The organism is Paenibacillus sp. RC334 (genome assembly GCF_030034735.1).
Taxonomy (GTDB): domain Bacteria; phylum Bacillota; class Bacilli; order Paenibacillales; family Paenibacillaceae; genus Paenibacillus; species Paenibacillus terrae_A.
In genome coordinates, this window is sequence record NZ_CP125370.1 from 3085526 (window position 1) to 3108404 (window position 22879).

General features: G+C 49.5%; 17 protein-coding genes and 1 pseudogene. 1 reads left to right on the forward strand and 17 read right to left on the reverse strand.

What is annotated here, in order from left to right:
- Nucleotides 1-102: 102 nt before the first annotated feature.
- The 16 genes and pseudogenes from glnA to QMK20_RS14215 form a co-directional block, all read right to left on the reverse strand.
- Nucleotides 103-1431, reverse strand: coding sequence for a type I glutamate--ammonia ligase (gene glnA, locus QMK20_RS14140; RefSeq protein WP_044647796.1), 1329 nt, complete (start codon nt 1429-1431; stop codon nt 103-105).
- A 116-nt stretch (nt 1432-1547) separates the two neighbouring features.
- A complete protein-coding gene (locus QMK20_RS14145) occupies nt 1548-1961 on the reverse strand; it encodes a MerR family transcriptional regulator (protein WP_007430683.1) in 414 nt (137 codons plus the stop codon).
- 83 nt (nt 1962-2044) lie between these two features.
- Complete coding sequence (locus QMK20_RS14150) at nt 2045-3298, reverse strand: methionine gamma-lyase family protein (RefSeq protein ID WP_283652125.1); 1254 nt, start codon at nt 3296-3298, stop codon at nt 2045-2047.
- A 112-nt stretch (nt 3299-3410) separates the two neighbouring features.
- On the reverse strand, nt 3411-4697 hold the full coding sequence (hflX, locus tag QMK20_RS14155) for a GTPase HflX (RefSeq protein WP_283652126.1): 1287 nt from the start codon (nt 4695-4697) through the stop codon (nt 3411-3413).
- A gap of 114 nt (nt 4698-4811) precedes the next feature.
- Complete coding sequence (locus QMK20_RS14160; RefSeq protein WP_137063337.1) at nt 4812-5795, reverse strand: AAA family ATPase; 984 nt, start codon at nt 5793-5795, stop codon at nt 4812-4814.
- A gap of 149 nt (nt 5796-5944) precedes the next feature.
- Entirely contained in the window at nt 5945-6640 is a 696-nt protein-coding gene (locus QMK20_RS14165) for a YdcF family protein (RefSeq protein WP_283652127.1), read from the reverse strand.
- Complete coding sequence (locus QMK20_RS14170) at nt 6637-7194, reverse strand: ribonuclease FAU-1 family protein (protein ID WP_283652128.1); 558 nt, start codon at nt 7192-7194, stop codon at nt 6637-6639. Before QMK20_RS14170 ends, QMK20_RS14165 begins: the two co-directional genes overlap by 4 nt.
- A 167-nt stretch (nt 7195-7361) precedes the next feature.
- Nucleotides 7362-10023: pseudogene (locus tag QMK20_RS14175) on the reverse strand (PBP1A family penicillin-binding protein).
- 188 nt (nt 10024-10211) lie between these two features.
- Nucleotides 10212-10457 carry an RNA chaperone Hfq gene (gene hfq / locus QMK20_RS14180; protein WP_283652129.1) on the reverse strand — a complete coding sequence of 82 codons (246 nt, stop codon included), beginning with the start codon at nt 10455-10457 and terminating at the stop codon, nt 10212-10214.
- 20 nt (nt 10458-10477) lie between these two features.
- Nucleotides 10478-11458 (reverse strand): tRNA (adenosine(37)-N6)-dimethylallyltransferase MiaA, encoded by a 981-nt coding sequence (miaA, locus tag QMK20_RS14185; RefSeq protein ID WP_283652130.1) that lies wholly within the window; start codon nt 11456-11458, stop codon nt 10478-10480.
- On the reverse strand, nt 11442-12293 hold the full coding sequence (locus QMK20_RS14190; RefSeq protein ID WP_283652131.1) for a class I SAM-dependent methyltransferase: 852 nt from the start codon (nt 12291-12293) through the stop codon (nt 11442-11444). Before QMK20_RS14190 ends, miaA begins: the two co-directional genes overlap by 17 nt.
- 12 nt (nt 12294-12305) lie before the next feature.
- Nucleotides 12306-14495: a DNA mismatch repair endonuclease MutL gene (gene mutL / locus QMK20_RS14195; RefSeq protein WP_283652132.1), complete on the reverse strand. Its 2190-nt coding sequence runs from the start codon at nt 14493-14495 to the stop codon at nt 12306-12308.
- A gap of 73 nt (nt 14496-14568) precedes the next feature.
- Nucleotides 14569-17385: a DNA mismatch repair protein MutS gene (gene mutS / locus QMK20_RS14200; RefSeq protein WP_283652133.1), complete on the reverse strand. Its 2817-nt coding sequence runs from the start codon at nt 17383-17385 to the stop codon at nt 14569-14571.
- A gap of 108 nt (nt 17386-17493) precedes the next feature.
- Nucleotides 17494-18729, reverse strand: a complete 1236-nt coding sequence (locus tag QMK20_RS14205; RefSeq protein ID WP_283652134.1) for a putative amidoligase domain-containing protein — start codon at nt 18727-18729, stop codon at nt 17494-17496.
- A 134-nt stretch (nt 18730-18863) separates the two neighbouring features.
- Nucleotides 18864-19421, reverse strand: coding sequence for an outer spore coat protein CotE (locus tag QMK20_RS14210; RefSeq protein ID WP_014281435.1), 558 nt, complete (start codon nt 19419-19421; stop codon nt 18864-18866).
- 126 nt (nt 19422-19547) lie between these two features.
- Nucleotides 19548-20444, reverse strand: a complete 897-nt coding sequence (locus QMK20_RS14215; RefSeq protein WP_044647805.1) for a LysR family transcriptional regulator — start codon at nt 20442-20444, stop codon at nt 19548-19550.
- A gap of 115 nt (nt 20445-20559) precedes the next feature.
- Between QMK20_RS14215 and QMK20_RS14220 the strand changes: the two genes are divergently transcribed.
- Complete coding sequence (locus tag QMK20_RS14220; RefSeq protein ID WP_283652135.1) at nt 20560-21870, forward strand: amino acid permease; 1311 nt, start codon at nt 20560-20562, stop codon at nt 21868-21870.
- A 30-nt stretch (nt 21871-21900) separates the two neighbouring features.
- Here the strand turns inward: QMK20_RS14220 and QMK20_RS14225 are convergent, their stop codons facing one another.
- Complete coding sequence (locus tag QMK20_RS14225; protein ID WP_283652136.1) at nt 21901-22857, reverse strand: aromatic acid exporter family protein; 957 nt, start codon at nt 22855-22857, stop codon at nt 21901-21903.
- Nucleotides 22858-22879: the final 22 nt, after the last annotated feature.

The following is a 22879-nucleotide window of genomic DNA, read 5'->3' on the forward strand; positions in this document are numbered from 1 at the left end:
GTGGGTGATTTGTGGGTGATATCAACTATCATAAAAATCACATTAGATTCCCCACATAACTAAAAATCCCTCAACGCTTAGAGCGCCAAGGGATTCCACATTTTAGTAAAGCGTCAGATATTGATCACGTTCCCATTGATGCACTTGGGTCCGGTACATATCCCATTCAATTTCCTTAAGCTCGTAGAAGTAAGCCAGCGCATGGTCACCCAGAGCGTCAGAGATAACTTCGCTTCGAATAAGCTCGGACAAGGCTTCTTTCAAGTCTGCAGGCAGGCTTGGAATCCCTTCCTCAATCCGCTCTTCCTCAGACATAACATAGATGTTACGATCAATCGGAGCTGGCAGAGCCATTTGACGTTTGATACCGTCCAAACCGGCTCTCAGCATCACAGCCAGTGCCAAATAAGGATTGGCAGCCGGGTCAGGATTACGAACTTCGACGCGGGTACTCAAACCACGAGATGCCGGAATTCGAATCATCGGACTACGGTTACTGGCAGACCAGGCAACATAACAAGGAGCTTCATAACCCGGTACAAGACGTTTGTATGAATTCACTGTTGGATTCGTGATTGCTGCCATCGCACGTGCATGCTTGAGAATACCAGCCATATAATGGCGGGCCGTCTGGCTCAATCCGAGTTCGTCTGATTCATCATAAAATACGTTTTCATTGTCCTTGAACAACGATTGGTTACAGTGCATACCGGAGCCATTCACGCCAAACAAAGGTTTTGGCATAAAGGTGGCGTGCAGACCATGCTGACGTGCAATCGTCTTAACAACGAGCTTGAACGTTTGGATCTGATCGGCAGCTTTGATTGCATCCGCATATTTAAAGTCAATCTCATGCTGTCCAGGTGCAACTTCATGATGAGACGCTTCAATTTCAAAGCCCATCTCTTCAAGCTTAAGAACAATTTCCCGACGGCAGTTTTCACCCAGATCCATCGGTGCCAAGTCAAAATATCCACCTTGGTCATTCAATTCTGTAGTCGGTTCACCTTTTTCATCGGTTTTGAACAGAAAGAATTCAGGCTCAGGTCCGACATTCATCGAAGTATAACCCATTTCTTCTGCTTCCTTGAGTACACGTTTCAAGATACCGCGCGGGTCGCCGGCAAATGGAACTCCGTCCGGCTTATAAATATCGCAGATCAGACGAGCTACACGATCCGAGGTTACCCAAGGGAAAACTACCCATGTATCCAGATCAGGATATAAGTACATGTCAGATTCTTCAATGCGCACATAACCTTCAATGGAAGAACCGTCAAACATCATTTTGTTATCCAGCGCTTTTGGCAGTTGACTAACCGGAATTTCTACGTTCTTGATCGTACCAAGCAAATCTGTAAACTGCAAACGAATAAAACGAACATTTTCTTCTTCTGCAATCCGAAGAATATCTTCTCTGGTATAACTCACACTAACCTCTCCCTTTCTGTAACGACTATATACAAATCAGCTGTTCCATAATCCTTTTAAATAATGAGGCCTGGTCTGCAAGTAAAGCGGTAGTATGCCAAAATGCAGGCTATACATTATCTCTTATTGAAAAAACGTGATAATTCACCTTGGATCAGGGATACCTGTCCTGGTCTTTTACCTGCCACAAGCTGTTGTTTCAGCAAGCGGTGAAGCTGGGTATCGGACATTTCACGACGTTTGACTTCCGTATCTGCAGTAATAACTGTAGCTTCTTCCGATTCCTTCGTGACCGGATTCATGACTTGTTTAATACCCGCAATGTTAACACCCTTCTCAATCAACGCCTTGATTTCAAGCAAACGCTCTACATCATTAAAAGAAAAAAGACGTTGGTTACCCGACGTACGGGCAGGAACTATCAAGTTATGCTGTTCATAATAACGAATCTGACGTGCTGACAAGTCCGTTAGCTTCATGACAATACCTATTGGAAATAAGGCCATGTTTCTGCGAATTTCGTCGCCCATTTGTCATCAACCTTCCAGTGATCTATTATTCACCTTATTGTACATTTAGCTGATGCAAAGTGTCAATGACATGTTAGAAAAACTCACAATAATTTACGTTCTTTCATTGTTTGCAGGGCCATCAGCACTCCATATTTCACATGAGAGTAGGTTAAGCCCCCTTGCATGTAACCAATATAAGGTTCACGAATCGGAGCATCTGCAGATAATTCCAGACTTCCTCCTTGTATAAAAGTGCCTGCAGCCATAATAACCGGATGCTCGTAGCCCGGCATATCCCACGGCTCCGGTACCACATGACTATCCACAGCGGCAGCACGCTGAATTCCTTGAACAAAAGCAATTAAATGCTCCGGTCCGCTAAAAGAAATGGCCTGAATCAAATCGGTGCGTTTCTCATGCCAGGCAGGTTTCGTTTCAAATCCCATGTCTTCAAAGACCGCAGCTGCGAATATACTTCCTTTAACCGCTTGCCCAACCAGTGTTGGAGCAAGAAATAAGCCCTGAAAGATACCTCTCGTGGTACCTAACATGGCCCCTACCTCACCTCCGATTCCAGGTGCAGTTAAGCGGTAGGCTGCCAGCTCTACATACTCCTGTTTACCGCAAATGTATCCTCCCGTTTCGGCAATGCCGCCGCCAGGATTTTTAATCAGTGAACCTGCCATCAAATCGACACCGACCTGAGTAGGCTCCAGCTTTTCGGTAAATTCACCATAACAATTGTCCACAAAGACAATAACGTCAGGTTTAATCGCCTTTACACGGGCTGTCATTTCCTCGATATCTGCCACACTAAAGGAAGCTCTCCAATCATAGCCGCGTGAACGCTGGATGCCGATCACCTTCGTATTGGCATGGATTGCAGCCTCCACTGCTTTCCAATCTATTTTACCTTCTGCTGTCAGCGCCGTTTCTTCATAAATAATGCCAAAATCCTGCAATGACCCGGTCCCATCGCCGGGCTTGCCGATCACTTTGTGAAGCGTATCATACGGTTGCCCCGTAATATACAACAGCTCATCACCTGGACGCAGAACGCCGAATAAAGCAGTGGAAATCGTATGAGTTCCCGAGGCAAAATGAGGGCGGACCAATGCCGCCTCCGCACCGAACACATCGGCGTAGACCTCCTCCAGTACCTCACGCCCTCGGTCATTGTACGCATATCCCGTAGAGCCGGCAAAATGAAAATCGCTCACTTGCTTCCGCTGGAATGCCTGAATAACCTTCCACTGATTTGCATCTACAATATGATCTATGCGCTGTAGCCGTTCCTGTATTTTGCGTTCTGCTGTTTCCTGTATTTGTTGGATTTCTGGACTAAAAACTACCATTTTACCTTCATGACCCTCTCTCTTTACGCAGCCTTAGGCTATTGTTGTTATAACATCATTTCCTCGGATAATGTGCATTATCATTGAATTGACCTAAAAACGTCATCAGATGTTAGCCTTCTGTGAAGTCCTTGAGGGCATGACCATATTTTTCATACTCGCCTCGTTGAACTTCTACCTCATAAATGACATCATTGCCATCATATTCAGTCAGAAGTACATCCCCGATCCGATAAAGCACCGATGTCAGATCCCCACGTTCTGCCGGTATGCGGAATCTCAGCGTATCTCCGCTCAGATGCTCCTGAATCAGCTCACGAAGACGCAGCAGATCACTTTCGTCGAATGAGCTGATTTTCAAATAGCCCTCGCCGGAAGGAAGCATTTCCAGTTGCTCAGGAGTACAAGCATCTTTTTTATTAAACAATACGATCTGTGGCTTGTCCGCTGCTCCCAGTTGCTCCAAAATCGTTTCCACGACCTTCATCTGTTCGTCACGCATATCCGAAGAAGCGTCTACCACATGCAAAATAAGATGAGCCTCATTAGCTTCCTCCAGAGTAGCGCGGAAAGAAGCTACCAAATCATGAGGAAGATTTTGAATAAAACCAACGGTATCTGTAAGAATAATCTCTTTGCCGCTCGGTAACTCCATCGTTCTTGAGGTAGGGTCCAGCGTCGCAAACAGTTGGTTCTCAATATATACATCAGCCGCCGTTAGTTGCTTTAACAGCGTTGATTTACCCGCATTGGTGTAACCGACAAGCGCTACCTGCACAATACCACTCTTTTGTCTGCGCTCTCTATGTAAATACCGATGACGGGTGACCTCCTCCAACTGACGTTTCAAATCGCTGATACGATCACGGATGTGACGACGATCTGTCTCCAACTTGCTTTCACCGGGACCACGTGTTCCGATACCTCCGCCGAGTCGTGACAGATTTTTGCCGTGTCCAGACAAACGGGGCAACAAATAGGACAGCTGCGCCAGCTCAACCTGAATAATACCTTCTCGTGTTTTCGCTCGCTGGGCAAAGATGTCCAGAATAAGCTGCGTACGGTCGATAATTTTGAGATCCAGACTTTCTTCCAGATTTCGCACCTGAGCCCCCGACAGCTCCTGATCAAAAATAGCCGTATTCGCTCCCAATTCCTCGGCAGCTGCGCGCAGTTCCTCTACCTTACCTTTGCCAATAAACCATTTGGAGTCCTTTGCTTCCTTGTTCTGGGTCAAAACGCTAAGCACTTCAACACCAGCCGTCTCGGCCAGCTTCACAAGTTCATTCAGAGAGTATTCTGTATTGATGCCAGAACGCTTGACTTCATCCGTAATCAGACTGACCAGTACCGCCTTATCCTGCATTTCGGTTTGTGTATCGTAAGTGGAGTTCGCCATATTGTTTGCTCCTTTATTTTCCATATTAACTCTCGCACAGAGACCGACCTGATATTCAGGCCGGCCCCCGTTTGATGTTATGCAATTCGATGTGATTCAGATTTCTATTATCGCCTATCTTTTGTCCATTTTCAAATCCTCAGGACGCAGCGTCATCAGTTCCTGCTTTCCCGGCTGCCCGCTTCTGTACTGATTGAGCAACCTGACAGCCTGATGCCGAATCGCTTTTTCGATCACATTGCGGACATAACGCGCGTTGCTAAATGCATGAAGACTGTCGTTGCGTTCATTCAACAGATGCTCTTTCATTTTGAGTATGGACTGAGGCATGAGAATATAATCCCGTTCTTTGGCCATCATTTCGGAAATTTGGATAAGCTGATCCACGGTATAGTCCGGAAAATCAAGCTGGATGGGAAAACGGGAAGGCAAGCCTGGATTTGTACGCAAAAAGAAGTCCATCTCACCCGAGTATCCGGCAAGGATCAAAATAAATTGATTTTTCTGATCCTCCATGGATTTTACTAAGGTATCAATAGCTTCCTTCCCAAAATCCTTTTCCCCTCCCCGCGCCAAACTGTATGCCTCATCAATAAACAGCACCCCACCCAGAGACTTCTTGACCAGATCCCGCGTTTTTTGCGCTGTATGTCCGATATACTCGCCTACCAAATCAGCCCTCTCCACCTCAATCAGATGGCCCTTGCTCAGTACCCCCATTTTTTGCAGCATTTTAGCGATAATGCGGGCCACCGTCGTTTTCCCTGTACCCGGATTTCCTTTGAAAATCATGTGATATACGTGCGCGTTACTCAACAGCCCCGCATCAGTACGCATATGGGCAATTTGCAAAAAAGCATATACTTCAAATACCAGGTCTTTGATGTTATCCAAGCCGACGAGATGATCGAGTTCCTTCTGAATTTCCTGATAGAGACTAAGATACTGCGGTAACGCCTGCGACTTGGTCGAAGTTGCTGCATCCGTCTCATCAACATTTACTGAAGCTATCGGCTCCGGGCTACGCAGCACGACATTGATTTGTCTGGAAGGTCTCTCCTCCGTCCGCTTGCCCGCGGCGATTCCCCGTCCGTTCATGCATCCATCACCTCAACATTTCTTCAGGCACAGCTTACCCTATTAATGTATTCGGCCCGGCATGTCCTTATTAGCATAAAAGCAACAGGAGCTTGTGCAAAGCATTTTGTTTATAGAGAAGATGCCTTTATGAGAAAACTTTGTACGTTTCAGGACACCCAGGTTTGGGCACTGAGCCACCACTTTTGCAGCGTCCATTTGGCGTAAGCCAGTACTTCTCTCGATTGATGAAGCGGCATATTCAGTACTTTAGATTCTGCCAGAGCCATCTGGGGATGCTCCAAATTCAAAAATCGGGCAATCTCCAGCGCCCGTGGGCCATGATAACTATGTGTGATAATCACAGTCGAGGTCCAACCATACTCCTGCATGATACGCTGGCTATACAGCAGATTTTCGTAGGTGCTGGTCGCATGGTTTTCCAACACAATATGCTGCGCTGGAATACCTCTGTCAACCAAATAGCGTTGCATCCCCTCAGCCTCTGTATACGGGTAAGTTGGTTTGTCCAGCCCTCCGCTTACAATCAGACGCTTTACTGTACCGTTGCGGTATAGCTGCAGGGCCTCGTTCAGCCTCTCCTTTAGCCCCGGACTTGGCTCTGCTCCCCACATGGAAGCCCCTAGTACAATTCCTACCTGTGCTTGCTGAAGCGGAGTGGTAGAGGCAGCGTTATTCATATTCCAAAATCGAATACCTCCCCATACCAAACCGATCATAATGATAACCAGCAGACAAAGCACAAGACGCTTGGCTGCTGAAAACTTTTTCTCTGGGCCGCTCAGCCTGCTTTTTGATTCAGAATCTTTTGGCCCAGTGCTTCTAATCCTCTGCAAAACCTTCACCGATCCCTCTTAAAGTCACCGTTGTGAAACCATTCTGCCCGGTGTTTCAGCGACATTTTAAAATAGGGGAATATATGGGCATCTATCCGTCGTAAAACCTCAGCCGCTGTACGGTTAGCCAGTTCTGCCTCCTGTGTCGAGATATGCCCGCGCTGTAACGCATCCTCCAGCTCATCCTCATCCACCAAAAAGATTTCGCCATTTTTAAGTACGACAACATCCAAATACAAATCGTCAAACCAGGGCACACCCTGATCGGTCACTCCCTGATTTCGGCAGGTATCAATATACCATTCCACAATCTGCTCCCGATTGTCGAACATAGCAGTTACTACATAATGCGCACCCTTCGGATAATATTGCAACCAGGAATACCCTTTATCCGCTATGCAAAACGTATGACCGCCGTAACTTTTCCATAACGGCTCCTTGAGACTCAAAATGGTATACAAGGTCACATATCCTGTAAACACGTCACTTTCCACATACCGGCAAGCAAACTTGCGGTTCGTTATTCTGCGCCAGTTGGCCCGGTCTCCGAATTTGCGCTTCATAAATGATGTTCCTCTCCAACATTGGTAAAACCAGCTTACCATATTTAAACTGTACACTCAAAAATAACACCCTTTACCACAACAAAAAAAGGTATTCCCAGACCATAATATGGTCCGAAAATACCTTTAGTATAAAACAAATTCAAATCACACACAGCATACGTCTTCTATTCTCGGTTGCGATGTCCACGATTGGAGCTCGACTGACCGTTGGAGTTGGTTTCCTGACTTCCATCCGGTGTAGTCCCTGTGGTAGATGGATCCGTGGTAACTGGATTTACCGTGGTATCACTATTGAAGGTACCTGCATCAGGTGTTGTTGTCTCGCCATTCCCCTGATTCGTGTCACTGCCGGTGCCAGAGCTGCCACTGTGATTGCCTGTACTGCCAGTGCCATTTCCGCTAGTGTCTCCAGGAATCGTCGGAACCTGCCCTGGGATGGTGCTATTATCGGTACCTCCAGGGACTGTATTCCCCTGATCGGTGCCGTTCTGACCGTCTGTAGTCCCGCTGTTATCCGGTAATGTTCCATCCTGATTCGGATCAGTTCCCTGCTGTGGATCTACCGGAGTAGTCTCTGCCGGAATTTCCACACGGATTGTATTGGATGGATCAGATTCCTTACCATCCGCTCCATAAGCCGTTACATAATATTCATACGCGGCTCCGGCTAATGGAGACGTATCTTCACCACTCGTGCCTTTCATCGCCTCCATAATCACCGTAAAGCCCCCTTCGGAAGCCTCTTTGCGATACACACGGTATTGCACATTATCTCCCGCCGCCGCAGTCCAGGTCAACGATACAATTTGGGTATCCTGACTATAAGACCCGCTCAGTCCGCTTGGAGCGGTAACCTGAACCGGCACGTCTGGCTTCTGCTCAACTGGTGGTTCATATCCTTTTGGCTGGCTGAATTGCGTAACCGGGTGCCCCTTGAGGGCTTCACCCATGACCCTTCCGAAAAAGGCTGCCGACTGCCCACTGTAGTTTCTCAGCATATGTTTGCTGTCCGGCTTGTCATAGCCCATCCATACTGCACCAGTATATTCCGGCGTATAACCAACAAACCAGATATCACGGTTGCCACTGTTCCCGCTAATTCCACTCTGGGTTGTACCCGTTTTACCCGCTACAGGCCAATTAATACGGGCTTTGCGGCCCGTACCGCTATTGACTACATTTTGCATCATTTGCGTCATTTCATAAGCTGTTTTCTCGCTCATTACGGTTTTAAATTCTTCTTTGTGAGTGTAAACCGTTTTGTCATCACTATCGTTAATTTGCTTGATGGAGTAAGCTTTTTGGAACTGTCCATTATTGGCAAAAGCACTGTATGCCTGTGCCATTTCAAGCGTGTTCGTTCCTTTACTTAGTCCACCCAATGCGATAGCGAGCGAGTGATCATTTTTGTCCATCGGGATGCCTACGCTTTCCGCGAATTGGACCCCTCTTTCCACACCGATCTGGTTGAGTAACCATACTGGCGGGATATTTTCAGACTTTGTAATCGCATCGGTCATACTGATGGTCGAAGAGTAACCGTGCAAGTTTTTCGGGCTATACCCGTTAAAACTCTGTCGCTCATTACTCAAAGGTGTATCCATTGTAACTTTGCCGGATTCGAGAGCCGGCGCATACGCCGCAATAGGTTTAAAGGCCGAACCTGGCTGCCTGCGGCTTTGCGTCGCGCGGTTAAAGGTTCCCTTTTTGTAATCCCGTCCGGGTGCCATCGCGGCAATTCCGCCCGTCTGGTTATTAATAATGACCATGGAGCCTTGAACAGGCTGATCGTCCGGGCTCTTTTCGAACATACTATCATCTGCCATCGCCTGATCCAGCGCATTTTGGGCCTGAGCATCCATCGTCGTATGAATTTTGTAGCCGCCAACGATCAGATCGTTTCCGCTGACTCCCGGCAAAGCATCCTCCGCCTCATTCATCACATACTCCATAAAATTTTGATACTTTTGAACTTTTTCCGGCTGCTTGTAATCATAATCTACAGCCTTGGCCTCTTCCATTTCCTGCTTGCCAATCATTCCCTGCTCAAACATCAGCTGGAGAACCACAGCACGTCGTTCCTTTGAGTTTTCCGGATTACTAATTGGATTATATTTGGAAGGTCCTTTTGGAATAGCTGCTAACGTGGCGATCTGCCATAGCTTTAATTCTTTTAAGTTCGATTGCCCAAAGTACCCCACCGAAGCTGCCTTGATTCCTGAATATGAACGTCCAAACCAAATTCGGTTCAAATACAACGTAATAATCTCATCTTTAGTCAAATTCCGTTCTAGCGCCATTGCAATAGATACCTCGGTCGCTTTACGGAAAAAGGTCTTGTCACGCGACAAAAACAGGTTTTTGGCCCAACTGTTGGGTCAGCGTACTGCCGCCCTCCACTGCCGAACGGGCTACGATATCTTTTACGGCCGCCCGACCGATAGACCAAATATCAACCCCCTGGTGCTCCATAAATCGCTTATCCTCTGTTGCTATAAAAGCTTTTTTGAGCAATGGCGGAATTTCTTCACTTTTGACGGGATCGCTTTTTTGTACGGACAGCTCGCCCATAAGCACACCGTTACGATCGTAAACCTTTGATGTCTCGTTCACTGTAATTTTATCCTTGTTGGCTTTGTAAATTTGTTCGCCATTTACCATGACAAACAAATATCCACCAAGTGCGCAGAATATAGCTAACGCCGCCGTAATAAACAGTGTCCATCCAATTTGCTTACCTGTAATTTTCTTTTTCTTGCCCTTCGGCTTCTCTTTAGGTGTGTTTCTATTGCGATTGCCGGATCTGGACAATGAATCGTTTGGCATTCCCCTGACTCCCTTTCGCGATTAATCACATGTTGCCGAACGTATATATAGCTTGCTGTTGGCAGCATGAAAGCAAACGGAATGAAAAGAACAACCCTGTTCAGGTTGCTCCGGGTCTCATTCCTATACGGTTAGACGAGACGGTCGCTTAAAAAGTTTCATCAACCCGGGCGACCGTCAAGCCGTAATCAGTTATCGCTGGCGTTCTCCTGTTGCTGTACAAGCGACACATTGCGTTGCGGTGTAAAGGTGGAAATAGCATGCTTGTAGATCAGCTGCTGCTTTCCATCCGAGTCGATAACAATTGTGAAGTTGTCAAATGCTTTAATGGTTCCCCGCACCTGAAATCCATTGATCAGGTATACCGTTACCGGTATAGAATCCTTGCGCAATTGATTCAGAAACGTATCTTGGATATTAATGGACTTGTTCATTTTAGCCGTACCCCCAATAATCATTTGGATTGTTTTGAAGTATATTCAAGGTCTGTCCGGAACTTTCCTGCTATAATTTCGTGTATTCGGGCTGCATGAGCAGAAAAATTTCCGAAATCGGTGACATCTACCCACTGGATATCCTTCATATGGCGAAACCACGAGAGCTGCCGCTTCGCAAAATGACGCGTATCCCGTTTCAGCCAAGTCACCGCCTCTTCCAAAGACACCTCTCCTCGCAGGTAGGAGGATATCTCTTTATAGCCTAGACCTTGCATGGAGATGGCATCGCTTCGCACTCCCCGTTCCATTAAGGAGGTTACCTCAGCAACAAGCCCTTGATCGAGCATCCCGTCAATTCGGTCTTCAATACGTTTATATAGCATTTGCCTATCCATTGTCAAACCTACGATGCAAAGCTGATAGGGAGATTCCTTTTTTTGACTGGCCAATTGCGAGCTGAGCGTCGTTCCGCTAACATGATAAATTTCCAACGCTCGAACGACTCGGCGCCGGTCATTGGGATGCAGACGACGTGCACTTTCGGGATCAACCGCCTGGAGTCGCGCATGAAGCGCCTCGGCTCCAAATTGTTCGGCATAATCAAGCTGTTCCTGACGAAAAGCTTCATCAGCTCCCACCTCGGAAAACTGGTATTCATAGCAGACAGACTCCACATATAAACCTGTCCCACCTACGATAAACGGCAGTTTCCCTCTGGCATGAATATCCGGTATGAGACGACGGCAATCTTCCTGAAATGCAGCTACCGAATATGGGTATTCCGGCTCATGAATATCAATCAAATGGTGCTTGATTCCTTCCATTTCCTGTTCGGAAATTTTGGCAGTTCCAATATCCATATGACGGTACACCTGCATGGAATCTCCGGAAATAATTTCCCCGCCAAATTGCCGTGCCATCTCGATGCTTAATTTCGTCTTGCCGACCGCAGTCGGGCCGACAAGAACAAGTAGTTTAGGCTTAGATGCCGCTATCAATATCAATCACTCCGTACACTGTTTTCGTTGTGCCCCGTTGCTCCACATGGAAGCCAAGGCGGGCAAATTCCCTGCTGCCCCGTTTTTCCTTCAATACAATTGTTTTCCTTGCAATACGTTTTGCCTGAACAATACTTTCCTCATCCAGAGCATCCGGGTTAGCCAATCCTCTCAATGGACCGATTGCACTAGAATCGAGCAACGGATCACGGAACATCGGGTCAAAATAGATAATATCCACACTGCGATCCGGCAAGCTACGCAAATAATCCAAATGATGACCAAAGCGGACGTCAATGCCGGAAAATGCCTCATCTACCGCAGCGTTGCCGGAACGGTAATGCCTCATTCCATCCTTGATTAAAGCATAGACAGGAAAAGAACTTTCCACAGCAGTTACTTGTCCAGAACTTCCTGTTCCAATTGAAAACAGGAGGGAATCCGTTCCGAGTCCTGCGGTACAATCCAGCACGGTGTCCCCCGGAACGAGCCGAGCGGCGGTCAGCATCGGATCAGGCTCGCTCTTCAACACCCGCTTGGCGCGGATGAAGCCCATGCTCGGGTGAAAAGTCATCGGTGGTTGCTCCGGGCTAATCAGCCTCACCCCACCCTGTACGAGCACCAACGCCTGACGAACTCTATGAGCAACAGTCAGCCTTGCTACCGATATACCACGACGGGGGGCATACAGCACCCCCAGCTCGGCTGCAAGCAGTTCCGCCCGCTGCACGACCTCAGCGGAGGGAGAATCCCCTGTCGTCACCAATAAATGGGCTTGTTCCTCCCGAAGCCTTGCCTGCTTTTCTTCTTCACGGTTTTCCCGATCCTGCAACATATATAAACTCCCTTACATTACTCTCTTAAACAGCTTCTCCAAATCATATATGGAAAAGGACACAACGATGGGCCGCCCATGCGGGCAGGTGTACGGCTGTCTGCACGCCGCCAAACGCTCCAGCAGTACGACAGCCTGTCGGTCAGTCAGCTTCTGGTTCGCTTTAATCGAAGCCCGGCAGGAGCACATGATCGAGGCTGCTTCCCGCAGCTTTGCAAGATCAATTGCTTTTTCATCCAGTACCCATCCTGCCATTTCCTCAATAACATCCGCTTCTTGCCCTTGAGGAAGCCAGTAAGGATAAGAGCTAACACGGAAGGTTTGACCACCAAAATGCTCCAAATACACTCCCGCCTGCTCAAACCAGTGCAGCCTTGTTTTCAGCTTTTCCGTCTCCGAGGGCGTAAATTCTAATGTAATCGGCAGGAGTAGCTCCTGAGATACCGCCTCGGGACTGCCGAATTTTTCATAATAAAATTCGTAGTTAACCCGTTCATGCGCAGCATGCTGGTCAATTAAATACAGCCCCTGATCGTTCTGCGCAATCAAATAGGTTCCATGGTGCTGACCAATCAAATTTAGCTCAGGAAAAGCGGGAATCTCGGGAGCCTCACCCGACACCACCGCCAACTGCTCTGCATTCAGTCGTGACTGACGTTTCTTCTGATCCAAGAAATATCGGGAATCCACAGCGTTTCCTGCATCCGGTGAAGCAGAAGGCCGATAAGCCACAGAAGCAGCCGCTTCCTGTACTCTGCCGCTGTACAAAGGGGATGAACCGGATTCGCTTTTATTCCCTTGAATTTCTTGAGTAGCGAACGCCTGCCCGGAAGCACTATCAGGCACCGGATCGTTCCCTCTAACGCCATTCCCATCGTTTCCATCCACAAAATCTGCATCCAGTTCCTCGTCACTGACACGTTGCCCAGAAGACGTTTTCCCCCGACCAGAGACAAGGAGTCTCTCCCTATTCTGGCGTTGCTCACGCTCCGTGCCAAGCCTGTGTTCCTCCTCATTTCCGTCCAAACGAATAGATTGGCGCGGGTCACGGCCCTCCGGGAAAGGTCCGGCAAGCGGTTGTGCCTCCCCTCGGCTCTCGCCAGCAGAAGAGTTTCCTTCCATACCGCTTCCCTTCGAGAAATGGAACTGCTCCTGCACGAACGAGCCGCTATCCTTGCCGCCGATTTCGCGCTTGACTGCCTTCGGAATCAGCACCTGCTGCCCTAGAACAGCTTTTACCGAATCCTCAACCAATTGAAACAGCTCGGCTTCTTTGCTGAAACGTACCTCCAACTTGGCAGGATGAACGTTAACATCCACCAGTGAAGGATGCATTTCCAGCTGGATCACAGCTAGTGGAAAACGATTGATCGGCAGCAAGGTATGATACGCCTTAAGCAGTGCCTGATTCAGCCCGTAGCTACGCACAAAACGTCCGTTCACCACCGTCGAGATGGCATTCCGATTCGATCTGGTCCACTCCGGGCGGCTGACATAGCCGCTAATACGGTAATCCAGACTCTCTCCTTCCAGCAGCAGCATGGATTTCGCTGCCGAGGTTCCATAAACAGCGGCAATCACTTGAAGCAAATCACCATTACCCAGCGTTTGAAGCAGTGTATTCCCGTTATGCCGCAATGTGAAGGCAACTTCGGGGTGTGAAAGCGCCATTCGGTAAAGTACATCCGAAATGTGCCCCAGCTCCGTCTGGATCGTTTTCATATATTTCAGCCTTGCAGGCGTGTTATAAAACAGCTCCCGGACGGTAAAATCCGTCCCTTGCCGAGCGGCTGCATCCTCATGCAGCACCAGCTTGCCGCCCTCAATAACCAATTTGCGGGCACGTCCGTCATCTCCGGCTGCTGTCAGCAGCTCCACTTTCGATACAGCCGCAATACTCGGCAGCGCTTCTCCCCGGAAGCCCAGGCTCGTGATCTGGAACAGATCGCGTCCATGCCCGATTTTGCTGGTCGCATGCCGATAGAACGCCGTTTCGACATCTTCAGGCTCGATGCCACTACCGTTATCCGTCACCCGGATGCTTTGCAGTCCGCCTTCCTCTACCCATACGTCGACACGCGTACCGCCCGCATCAATCGCATTTTCCACCAGCTCCTTCACGACGGAGGCTGGACGTTCTACAACCTCACCGGCAGCAATCTGGTTGGCAATATGCTCATCCAGTACCCGAATTTTAGACATCCTTTTAACCTCCCCCTAACTTCAAAGTGTGATGAAAATAAAAATATAATATCGTTAACTACAGATATCGGTGCTACAGGCCGTTGGCCTTGTTTTTCAGTTCATTTAACAACTGCATCGCCTGCAAAGGTGTCATATTCATGACATCAGCGTTTTTCACCTTGCGTAAAATCTGGCGCACAATCGGATTAACCTCGGCCGTCTCCAGCTGCGGCTTGGCAGGAGCAAGCTCTTGCTCTCCGAAAATGGACAGCTGTACGACTCCGGTAGCCGTATGGTCCAGTACACTGGAGTCTTCCACCACCTGCTGAGTGTTTTCTTTTACAACGTTGGCTTGCTGTGACATAAGTGGAGCCTGCAACGCCACTTCCCTGCTTTCCCGTAGCGTCTGGTCTGAATGGGTGCCGTCCGAAGAAGAAGCTCCAGCTCCTGAAACTGTGCGGTGAACAACATTTTCCTTCGCTACTGCAACAGCCTCGGTGCCTGCCGTCACTTGGGCAGCCGCGTGCTCAAAGCCATGCAACAGCCCGTTCGCACGTTCAATGATATTATCCGGCAAACCCGCAAGACGGGCACAATAGATACCGTAACTGCTACTGGCCGCGCCCGGTATGAGCTTACGCAGGAAATTCACCTTGTCGCCGCTTTCCTGTACCGCCATGGAGTAGTTCCGCAGCGAGGACAGGCTTTGCTCCAAATGAGCCAGCTCATGAAAATGCGTAGACACCAGCGCCTTACAGCCGATCGTGTCATGGACAAATTCAATCACAGCTTGAGCAATCGCCATCCCCTCACTGGTGGACGTACCGCGTCCCAACTCGTCAATAATGATCAGGCTTCGCGGAGTCGCTTTGTCTGTCATGACCTGAATATCAGCCATTTCCACCATGAACGTACTCTGCCCGCCGATCAGGTCATCCGCCGCACCGATGCGCGTGAAAATGCGATCCAGCATCGGCACTTTCGCATGTGCAGCCGGAACGAAGCAACCGATCTGCGCCATAATTGCGATCAGCGCAACCTGACGCATATACGTACTTTTCCCGGCCATATTCGGACCGGTGATTAGCAAAATATGCGCATCTGCTTCCTCCAGCGCCGTACCATTGGCGATAAAGCTGCCATCCTTCATCACAGCTTCCACAACGGGATGCCGCCCCTGCTCCACCACGAGATCATATCCCGTTGTCAGCTCAGGCTTCACGAAGCCACGCTCTGCGCTGACCGATGCCAGGGACTGGTACACATCAATTTCTGCCACCCGCTCTGCCAGCTTTTGCAGGCGTGGAATTTCAGTATTTAGTTTACTGCGAAGCTCAGAGAAGAGAGAGTACTCCAGATCTACCATCTTATCCTCGGCTTCCAAAATCAGAGATTCCTTTTCCTTCAGCTCCGGTGTAATATATCGTTCCGCATTCGCCAGCGTTTGCTTGCGTTCATATCGTCCTTCCGGCAATGAAGCCAGATTGGATTTGGTTACCTCGATATAATAACCAAATACTTTGTTGTACCCGATTTTGAGCGACCGAATACCAGTCGCTACACGTTCCTTGGCCTCCAGCTCGGCGATCCAGCGCTTGCCGTTCACACTCGCCTCCCGCAGTTCGTCCAGACGCTGATGGTAGCCTTCCTTAATGAGACCCCCGTCCCTTACAGAAATAGGCGGCTCGTCCGCTACGGCTTCCTCAATCAACGCACACAAGTCTGTACAGCTATCCAGCGTCTGGGCAACTCGGCGCAGTGTCTCCGATTCCGATTCTGCGCATAGCTCACGCAAAGCCGGAATTCGGGTTAATGACAGCTTGAGTGCAATCAGGTCGCGTGCATTGGCGCTGCCAAAGGCAATTCGCCCAACCAAGCGCTCCAGGTCGTAAATTTCTTTAAGCTGTGCACGCACATCCTCACGAAAAATAAACTGGTGGTACAGCTTATCAACCGCCTCCAGCCGTTCCTCGATCAGATGGCTGCTAAGCAGCGGCTTGTCGATCCAGCGTCGCAGCAACCGCGCTCCCATCGACGTCTCCGTCCGATCCAGCAACCACAGCAACGATCCCTTCTTGGAGCGCTCACGAACCGTCTCCACCAGTTCCAGATTACGGCGGGTAAATGGATCAAGAATCATAAAATGGTTTGGCTCATAAACGGAAATCTGGGTCAACTGGCCTAACGATCTTTTTTGCGTTTCATTCAAATAAGCAATCAGACGCGATACACACTGCCTACGTTCCTCGTTGAGCCTTGCCCACGTTGCTTCACCAAATTGACCACGCACAAGATCATCCTTAGACTTGTCCCAGGCTGTGTAGACAACACGACGCCCAACGGGTGACATTCGGGAGGTTACGAAATCGAGCAGATGACCATCCCCCAGCATTTCTGACGGCTCATAAATATTAATTTCATCCAACAGCCATTCTTTCGAATCAGGTACAGAGGTCACATACAGCTCACCTGTTGACAAATCGCAGGCCGCCAGTGCCAGCATCCCGTCCGTCTCGGTGACACATACCATGTAGTTGTTGGATTTGTCACCCAGCACCTTGCCTTCCATCACCGTACCCGGAGTGACGACACGGACAATATCTCGCCGTACCATCCCCTTCGTAGCCGAGGCTTCCTCCATCTGTTCGCAGATGGCAACCTTATAACCCTTTTCAATAAGGCGCTGTATGTAATTTTCCGCCGAATGATAAGGCACGCCGCACATTGGAATTTTTTCCGTGCCGCCACCCTCGCGTCCGGTAAGTGTAATCTCCAGCTCCTTCGATGCAAGAATCGCATCATCAAAAAACATCTCGTAAAAATCCCCTAGGCGGAAAAACAAAAACGCATCCTGCGCCTGGTCTTTTATGGATAAATATTGCTCAATCATCGGTGTATATTTGGCCATACCGTTTACTAACCCCCACACATTGTTCCGTTTAAACTTACATTACCTTTCATTATAGCAAAAATGACAGTCGATAACATGCAAGCATCGCAAACAACATCACAGATTTTACGAAAGCTTCCAAAACGGACGTAAATCCCGCGATTCATCCCATTGTTTCCCCTGACGCAGGCTGTCCAGCAAAGGCCCTACATAAGCTTTATATTGCGGATATACATCCAGTGAAACGATATCCAAAATAAGAGGCTCCATATATTCCCCCAGCACAATCCGATTTCCTTCATAAAAAGCTCTATGGGCCTCTTCCTCATCCAGTGGCCTACGCTCCAAGCGCGGATATTGAGACGCGATGAGAAAGGTCAATCCAATCACGCCTTTCGCGAGCTGCGGCGAAACAAGAAAGCTGGGTAGTGTACGGTATTCAAAACCTCCGTACGGTTGGCGGCGAAAATCGCCCAAATTGCCGTAATGCGGTCTGCGCCGGGCTGCGCGTTTGTCTTCTAACAACGCCAAAGGCAGCGCTAAATAATTGTCCAGCGCACGTAGCAGAGACCCGTTCAGCGGAATTCCGCTAAAATGCAGATGCCCTCCCAGCGGAAAACCGGACTGCGGCATCCCGCCTGCTTGCCAAATTAGCGTACGATCGGCAATGCGCCGGGCTGCTGCCGCAAAGGCACGGCGTAAATGGGTCAGCAAAAGAGCCGGATCGCCACTTGGTGCGGGTCGAAGCTCAGCGACCGGGTACAACGTCCGCCCCCGGCGCGTAACCGCATCGCATCCCGCCACGCCAAGGCGGCCCAAATATCGCGAAGCCGGTACAACCCGTCCTTCCGGCATGCGGACCAGTACAAATTCAGGGTCCATTCCGATTAGCAGCTGTTTATCCCCTTGTACCGCTGGAAGGCCCTGCTCCTGAACATCCACTTCGCGAGCTGCGGCTTCATATAGCGTGTCTAGGCGTCTATCATTAAGCCATGGCTGGGCCACGACTTCACGCACCTGACAGCTGCGCTCGCCCAGCAGTGTCAGCGTCACCTCGCCACTGTCGAGGCCAAGTGTGTACAAAGTACGTACAGCCAGTCGCTCCATTCGGACGGACAGCTGAGAGCTGCTATCCAACGCAGACGGATCATAAGCGCGGACTTTGGAGTGTCCTTCAATCGTACGTCTTCGAATTTCCAGCATTCGTAGCTGATGGATCTGCACCGCATAGCCTACCGCAAAATCTGCTGCGTTGTCGTCAATCCAGCGAACCGATATGCCGGAGCGTTCCAGCCTGCGCTGCTTTTCATCATCCGACATCTGTCTGAAGCGTCTGAGCGCCTGTCCCGCCTGCTGCATCATCTTCCCCTCCCTACCAGATTACGGACGATTGAACGACTTCCCTTCCCTACAACAACAAAAAGGAGGGCCTTTCCCCCCTGCGCAGTCTCAGCCGGCGCAAAAGAGTAAAGCGGCCCTCTTTTTGGTTACTTCCGTCAGAGCTCGTCGTCAATGAGGTCGGGGTCGAGCTCCTCATAGTCCCCTTCTTCCGCTCCAAAATCATAGTCCTTGTCAAAATCGTCACTGCTGCCATTCGGGAATACTTCTACAACAATCTTCGTTTCTGCCACCAGTTCCACCGCAAATTCCCGCTCGACCCGGATAATTACGCTGCCGCCCCCTGAAGACACACTGGCCTCAACGCAGCTTGGCTCCTGTGTCGCCTCGGCGGATACTTCCACTGTAGACGCCCGGTGTTTCGGATCAAGATACGAGAGCGGCACGTTTTCCACGTACGACACCGTTTCCTTAGCCACATCGGTCTGCGAGTTTTTATCGTATGAGTACCAGATATTGATATCATACGTCCCCACGACCTCAATGCCGTCTCCAGCCGCCACAGCCTCATACTGGTGGTTAATAATCCACGCCCCCAAAATGCTGGTCGGATTATTAGGCGGAGTTACGGTATGGGTTACGGTAGAGAATTTGCGACCTTTACCGCAGATCGCTTTTGTAATAATCTCTCTACGATTTTTATGACTTAATGCCATACTTGAACCTCCTCCATACAATCAATCATTCCATACATATGTATGCAGGTTGTGGGCGAATGTTGAGTGAATAGGCGAAAAGGAAAAAATATTATTTGTATAAGCTTATGCCCTAATGGCTTGAACTCATGCACGCCAATGTGTTACATGCTGCTCGACAATCCGTAAAAATTCGCTGAGCGCCGGGGATTTCCACTTTTTCGTGTGATAGGCGACCTGGGTAGCCACCTGCTGTTCGCTGTCATCCCAGCTTAAACGCGCCATCTTCCCTTCACGCAACTCATTTTGCACCGTAACCAGCGGAAGCAGCGCAACGCCCAATCCGGCCATGACACATTGCTTGATCGCTTCAATACTCCAAAACTCCAGACTCGGGTCTGCAAAAATACCGTGTCTGTTCAAATACTGCTCAAAAAGGATACGATAGGTGCAGCCCGCCTCCGTGTGCAAAATGGTTTCGTCCTTCAAGTCAGCTGGCTCCACCTTATTATAGGAAGCCAGTGGATGCCCCAGTGGCGCAACCAATGCCATCGGCTCATGAATGAGCGTAGTGACATGCAGTTCTCTATCCTCTGTTTCCGGCTGAAGCAAAAAAGCCAAATCCAGCTCACCTGAACGGGTCATATCACGCAATTCCCAGCATTCACCGGGTTTAAGCACGATTTTTACCTTCGGATACCGCTCCCTGTACTCACGGATCAGGCTCGGCAGGCGGAAAGCCGCCAGCGACTCTGGCGCTCCGATTTTGAGCGTACCCGTCAGCACCGTTTCTGAACGTAGCGCATCCTTAGCAAGGGCGTGCATCTTGGAAATCTCCTGCGCATAGGGCAGCAGGCGTCGTCCGGCATCTGTGAGCATGATTTTCTTACCTATGCGGTCAAAAAGAGGTGTGCCCAGCTCTGTCTCCAGCGTCTGAATTTGAGCAGTTATACTTGATTGTGCATAGTCCAGTATACGCGCCGCCCGGGTAAAACTGCCTGCCTCAACCACATTTAAAAACGTAAACAAATGCCGTGATTCCATAAGTTGCTCCTTCAATCGTTTTTTTCGATGCAAGCCATCGTTATATTCCGTTTTTCCGATAGATTGATTATCTGATAAACTGAAGGAAATGACAAGAGAAAGAAGGCTTACCTGCATGACAAATGAACATAAACTACAATCCACCATTGGTCTTCCACAGGCCATTGCGCTATATATCGGGGCGGTGCTGGGTTCGGGGATATTGATTGTACCCGGTCTTGCCGCCGAAATGGCGGGTCCGGCATCACTACTGGCGTGGGGCTTTATGACCCTGCTCATTTTGCCAATGGCCCTGTCCATGGGACTGCTGTCCGCCAAATTCCCGAACGCTGGAGGGGTATCGCATTTTGTTACGCTGGCTTTTTCACCGCGTGCAGGCTCTTATATCGGGTGGTTTTTTCTGATGTCAGTTCCGATTGGGGCACCTGTTGCCGCACTCACCGGAGCTGGCTATATGACCGCCGCCATGGGCTGGGGAGAGGGATGCCGCATGGGATTGGCCGCCGCCATGCTGGCGGTTGGACTGATCATTAACTGGATCGGTATGAAGGTTGCGGGACGTATCCAGATCGCCGTTGTCATTGCTATCGTTGCTGTCCTTATCTTCGCCATTGTCGCAGCGCTGCCACAAATGAAATCGATACACTTCACACCGTTTGCTCCGCACGGTTGGCTTCCTGTCGGTCAGGCAGCCGCGATTCTGTTCTGGTGCTTCATCGGCTGGGAAGCCGTCTCTCATTTGTCGGAGGAATTCACCAATCCTCAGCGGGCGGCTGTTAAGGGTGTCACCGTTGCAGCCATCATCGTTGGCCTGCTTTATTTTCTTACTGCACTGGCTACAGTCGGGACACAAAGCTACCTTGCAGGTGGATCAGACGCTTCGCTCGTATGGGTGATTAGCCGGGCTATTGGTCCGTGGGGTGCAGTGATTGCCGGCTTGACAGGCATCTTTATATGTACAGCTACGATTATTGCTTATGTGGGTGCTGCTTCACGCGTCGCGTATGCTTTATCCCGGCAAGGCCATGCCTTCCGCTGGATGGGTCTCTTGTCCCGGCGCTTTCATACGCCAATTGGGGGTATCGCGTTTCTCTTCCTTTGTTTCGTCGTCATTATGTCCCTTTACGGTAGCGGTACTGTTTCACTCACCAACCTGATTCAGTTCCCCAATGCCACTTTTATCCTGACCTATCTGGGCGGGTGTGCTGCGGGTATCAAGCTGCTACGAGGTAATCGCTGGGGTGTAGCCATCAGTTGGGTGTCGTTCATCTCGACTGCGGTGGTGTTTCCTTTTGTCGGCTGGGCCATGCTTTATCCTTGCTTGATCACCGTTGCCTTATGGATCGCAGGTCGAATTCGGCACAAACGACCCCTTCCTGCTGCGTCCGTCATCACTGAACAAGAAAAAGCTACTGTCCATCGTTAGACAGTAGCTTTTTAGTTTGGGCCTTCGACTCTAAGCTTTGACTGGAGTGGGGGCCTTGTCCTTTTTGGCGATTTTCAAATACTGATGTAATTCATGTGTAAGCTGTAACAATGCCGAACGAATTTCGAATTCCTCCCGGGTTGAGGGGAGCTCCATTTTTTTGAATTCCTCACGTACCTGCTCCAGCAACTTCTCCGTCTGTCCCGTATAATGTCCGGCCAGAACGTCATTGCTGAGCTGATCGAATAGCTCGGCCAAAAGTTTGGCCTGCGGCATATGCTGGTACATCTGCGAGATCAGCTGCATCATATTTTGAATAGAATCCAGCTGTTCCCTGCGCATATAAAAATACACATTCCAGCCTTCTTGCGGACGAAGCATCTGATTTTCCAATGAACGCCCTGCCTCGGTCACCCCTCTGGCTATGACGCTGTTCGCTTCTATAACTTCCTTGCCATCCCATATGTATGCCGGACTGCGTAATGTATTGGCCATATTTCTGAATATAATGGAAAACGTCCGGTCTACTTCCTGCCGGATTTGCTGCATGGTGTTATCGGAGCGCGGCATGTAGGCCAAATTGACGACCATCGCGGACCCCAGTCCGATGACCAGCAGACACAGCTGGGTCAGCAGCACTTGCATATCAATCACACCACCGCTGAACACGCGGAAAACCACAACCGAACCCGTGACGATTCCTTCCTTAAAGCCCACCCGTACAATGACCGGAAACGCCGATAAAATATATAATGCCAGTACCCAATCATGGAATCCGAATACAACAAACAAAACGCAAGCAAAAAGAAGCCCCACAACGGATGCAAAAAATCTCGCCGAAATGGTACGGAGGCTTCTCTTGCGCGTGACATCGACCCCCAAAATAGCCAAAAGCCCTGCCGAGGTGGCTCCATGAATACCAAAACCATCCGCAATGAGTACGGCCATTAATGCAGCAATAGCCGTTTTAATCGTACGAAAGCCCATGAAAAAATTCTGTCCTCTCTGG

Excerpts from the sequence above, each read along its gene's own strand:
- QMK20_RS14145 (WP_007430683.1), bottom strand. The coding sequence starts at position 1,961 with ATGGGCGACGAAATTCGCAGAAACATGGCCTTATTTCCAATAGGTATT.
- QMK20_RS14150 (WP_283652125.1), bottom strand. The coding sequence starts at position 3,298 with ATGGTAGTTTTTAGTCCAGAAATCCAACAAATACAGGAAACAGCAGAA.
- hflX (WP_283652126.1), bottom strand. The coding sequence starts at position 4,697 with ATGGCGAACTCCACTTACGATACACAAACCGAAATGCAGGATAAGGCG.
- QMK20_RS14160 (WP_137063337.1), bottom strand. The coding sequence starts at position 5,795 with ATGAACGGACGGGGAATCGCCGCGGGCAAGCGGACGGAGGAGAGACCT.
- QMK20_RS14170 (WP_283652128.1), bottom strand. The coding sequence starts at position 7,194 with ATGAAGCGCAAATTCGGAGACCGGGCCAACTGGCGCAGAATAACGAAC.
- hfq (WP_283652129.1), bottom strand. The coding sequence starts at position 10,457 with ATGAACAAGTCCATTAATATCCAAGATACGTTTCTGAATCAATTGCGC.
- QMK20_RS14190 (WP_283652131.1), bottom strand. The coding sequence starts at position 12,293 with ATGTTGCAGGATCGGGAAAACCGTGAAGAAGAAAAGCAGGCAAGGCTT.
- mutL (WP_283652132.1), bottom strand. The coding sequence starts at position 14,495 with ATGTCTAAAATTCGGGTACTGGATGAGCATATTGCCAACCAGATTGCT.
- mutS (WP_283652133.1), bottom strand. The coding sequence starts at position 17,385 with ATGGCCAAATATACACCGATGATTGAGCAATATTTATCCATAAAAGAC.
- QMK20_RS14205 (WP_283652134.1), bottom strand. The coding sequence starts at position 18,729 with ATGATGCAGCAGGCGGGACAGGCGCTCAGACGCTTCAGACAGATGTCG.
- QMK20_RS14210 (WP_014281435.1), bottom strand. The coding sequence starts at position 19,421 with ATGGCATTAAGTCATAAAAATCGTAGAGAGATTATTACAAAAGCGATC.
- QMK20_RS14215 (WP_044647805.1), bottom strand. The coding sequence starts at position 20,444 with ATGGAATCACGGCATTTGTTTACGTTTTTAAATGTGGTTGAGGCAGGC.
- QMK20_RS14220 (WP_283652135.1), top strand. The coding sequence starts at position 20,560 with ATGACAAATGAACATAAACTACAATCCACCATTGGTCTTCCACAGGCC.
- QMK20_RS14225 (WP_283652136.1), bottom strand. The coding sequence starts at position 22,857 with ATGGGCTTTCGTACGATTAAAACGGCTATTGCTGCATTAATGGCCGTA.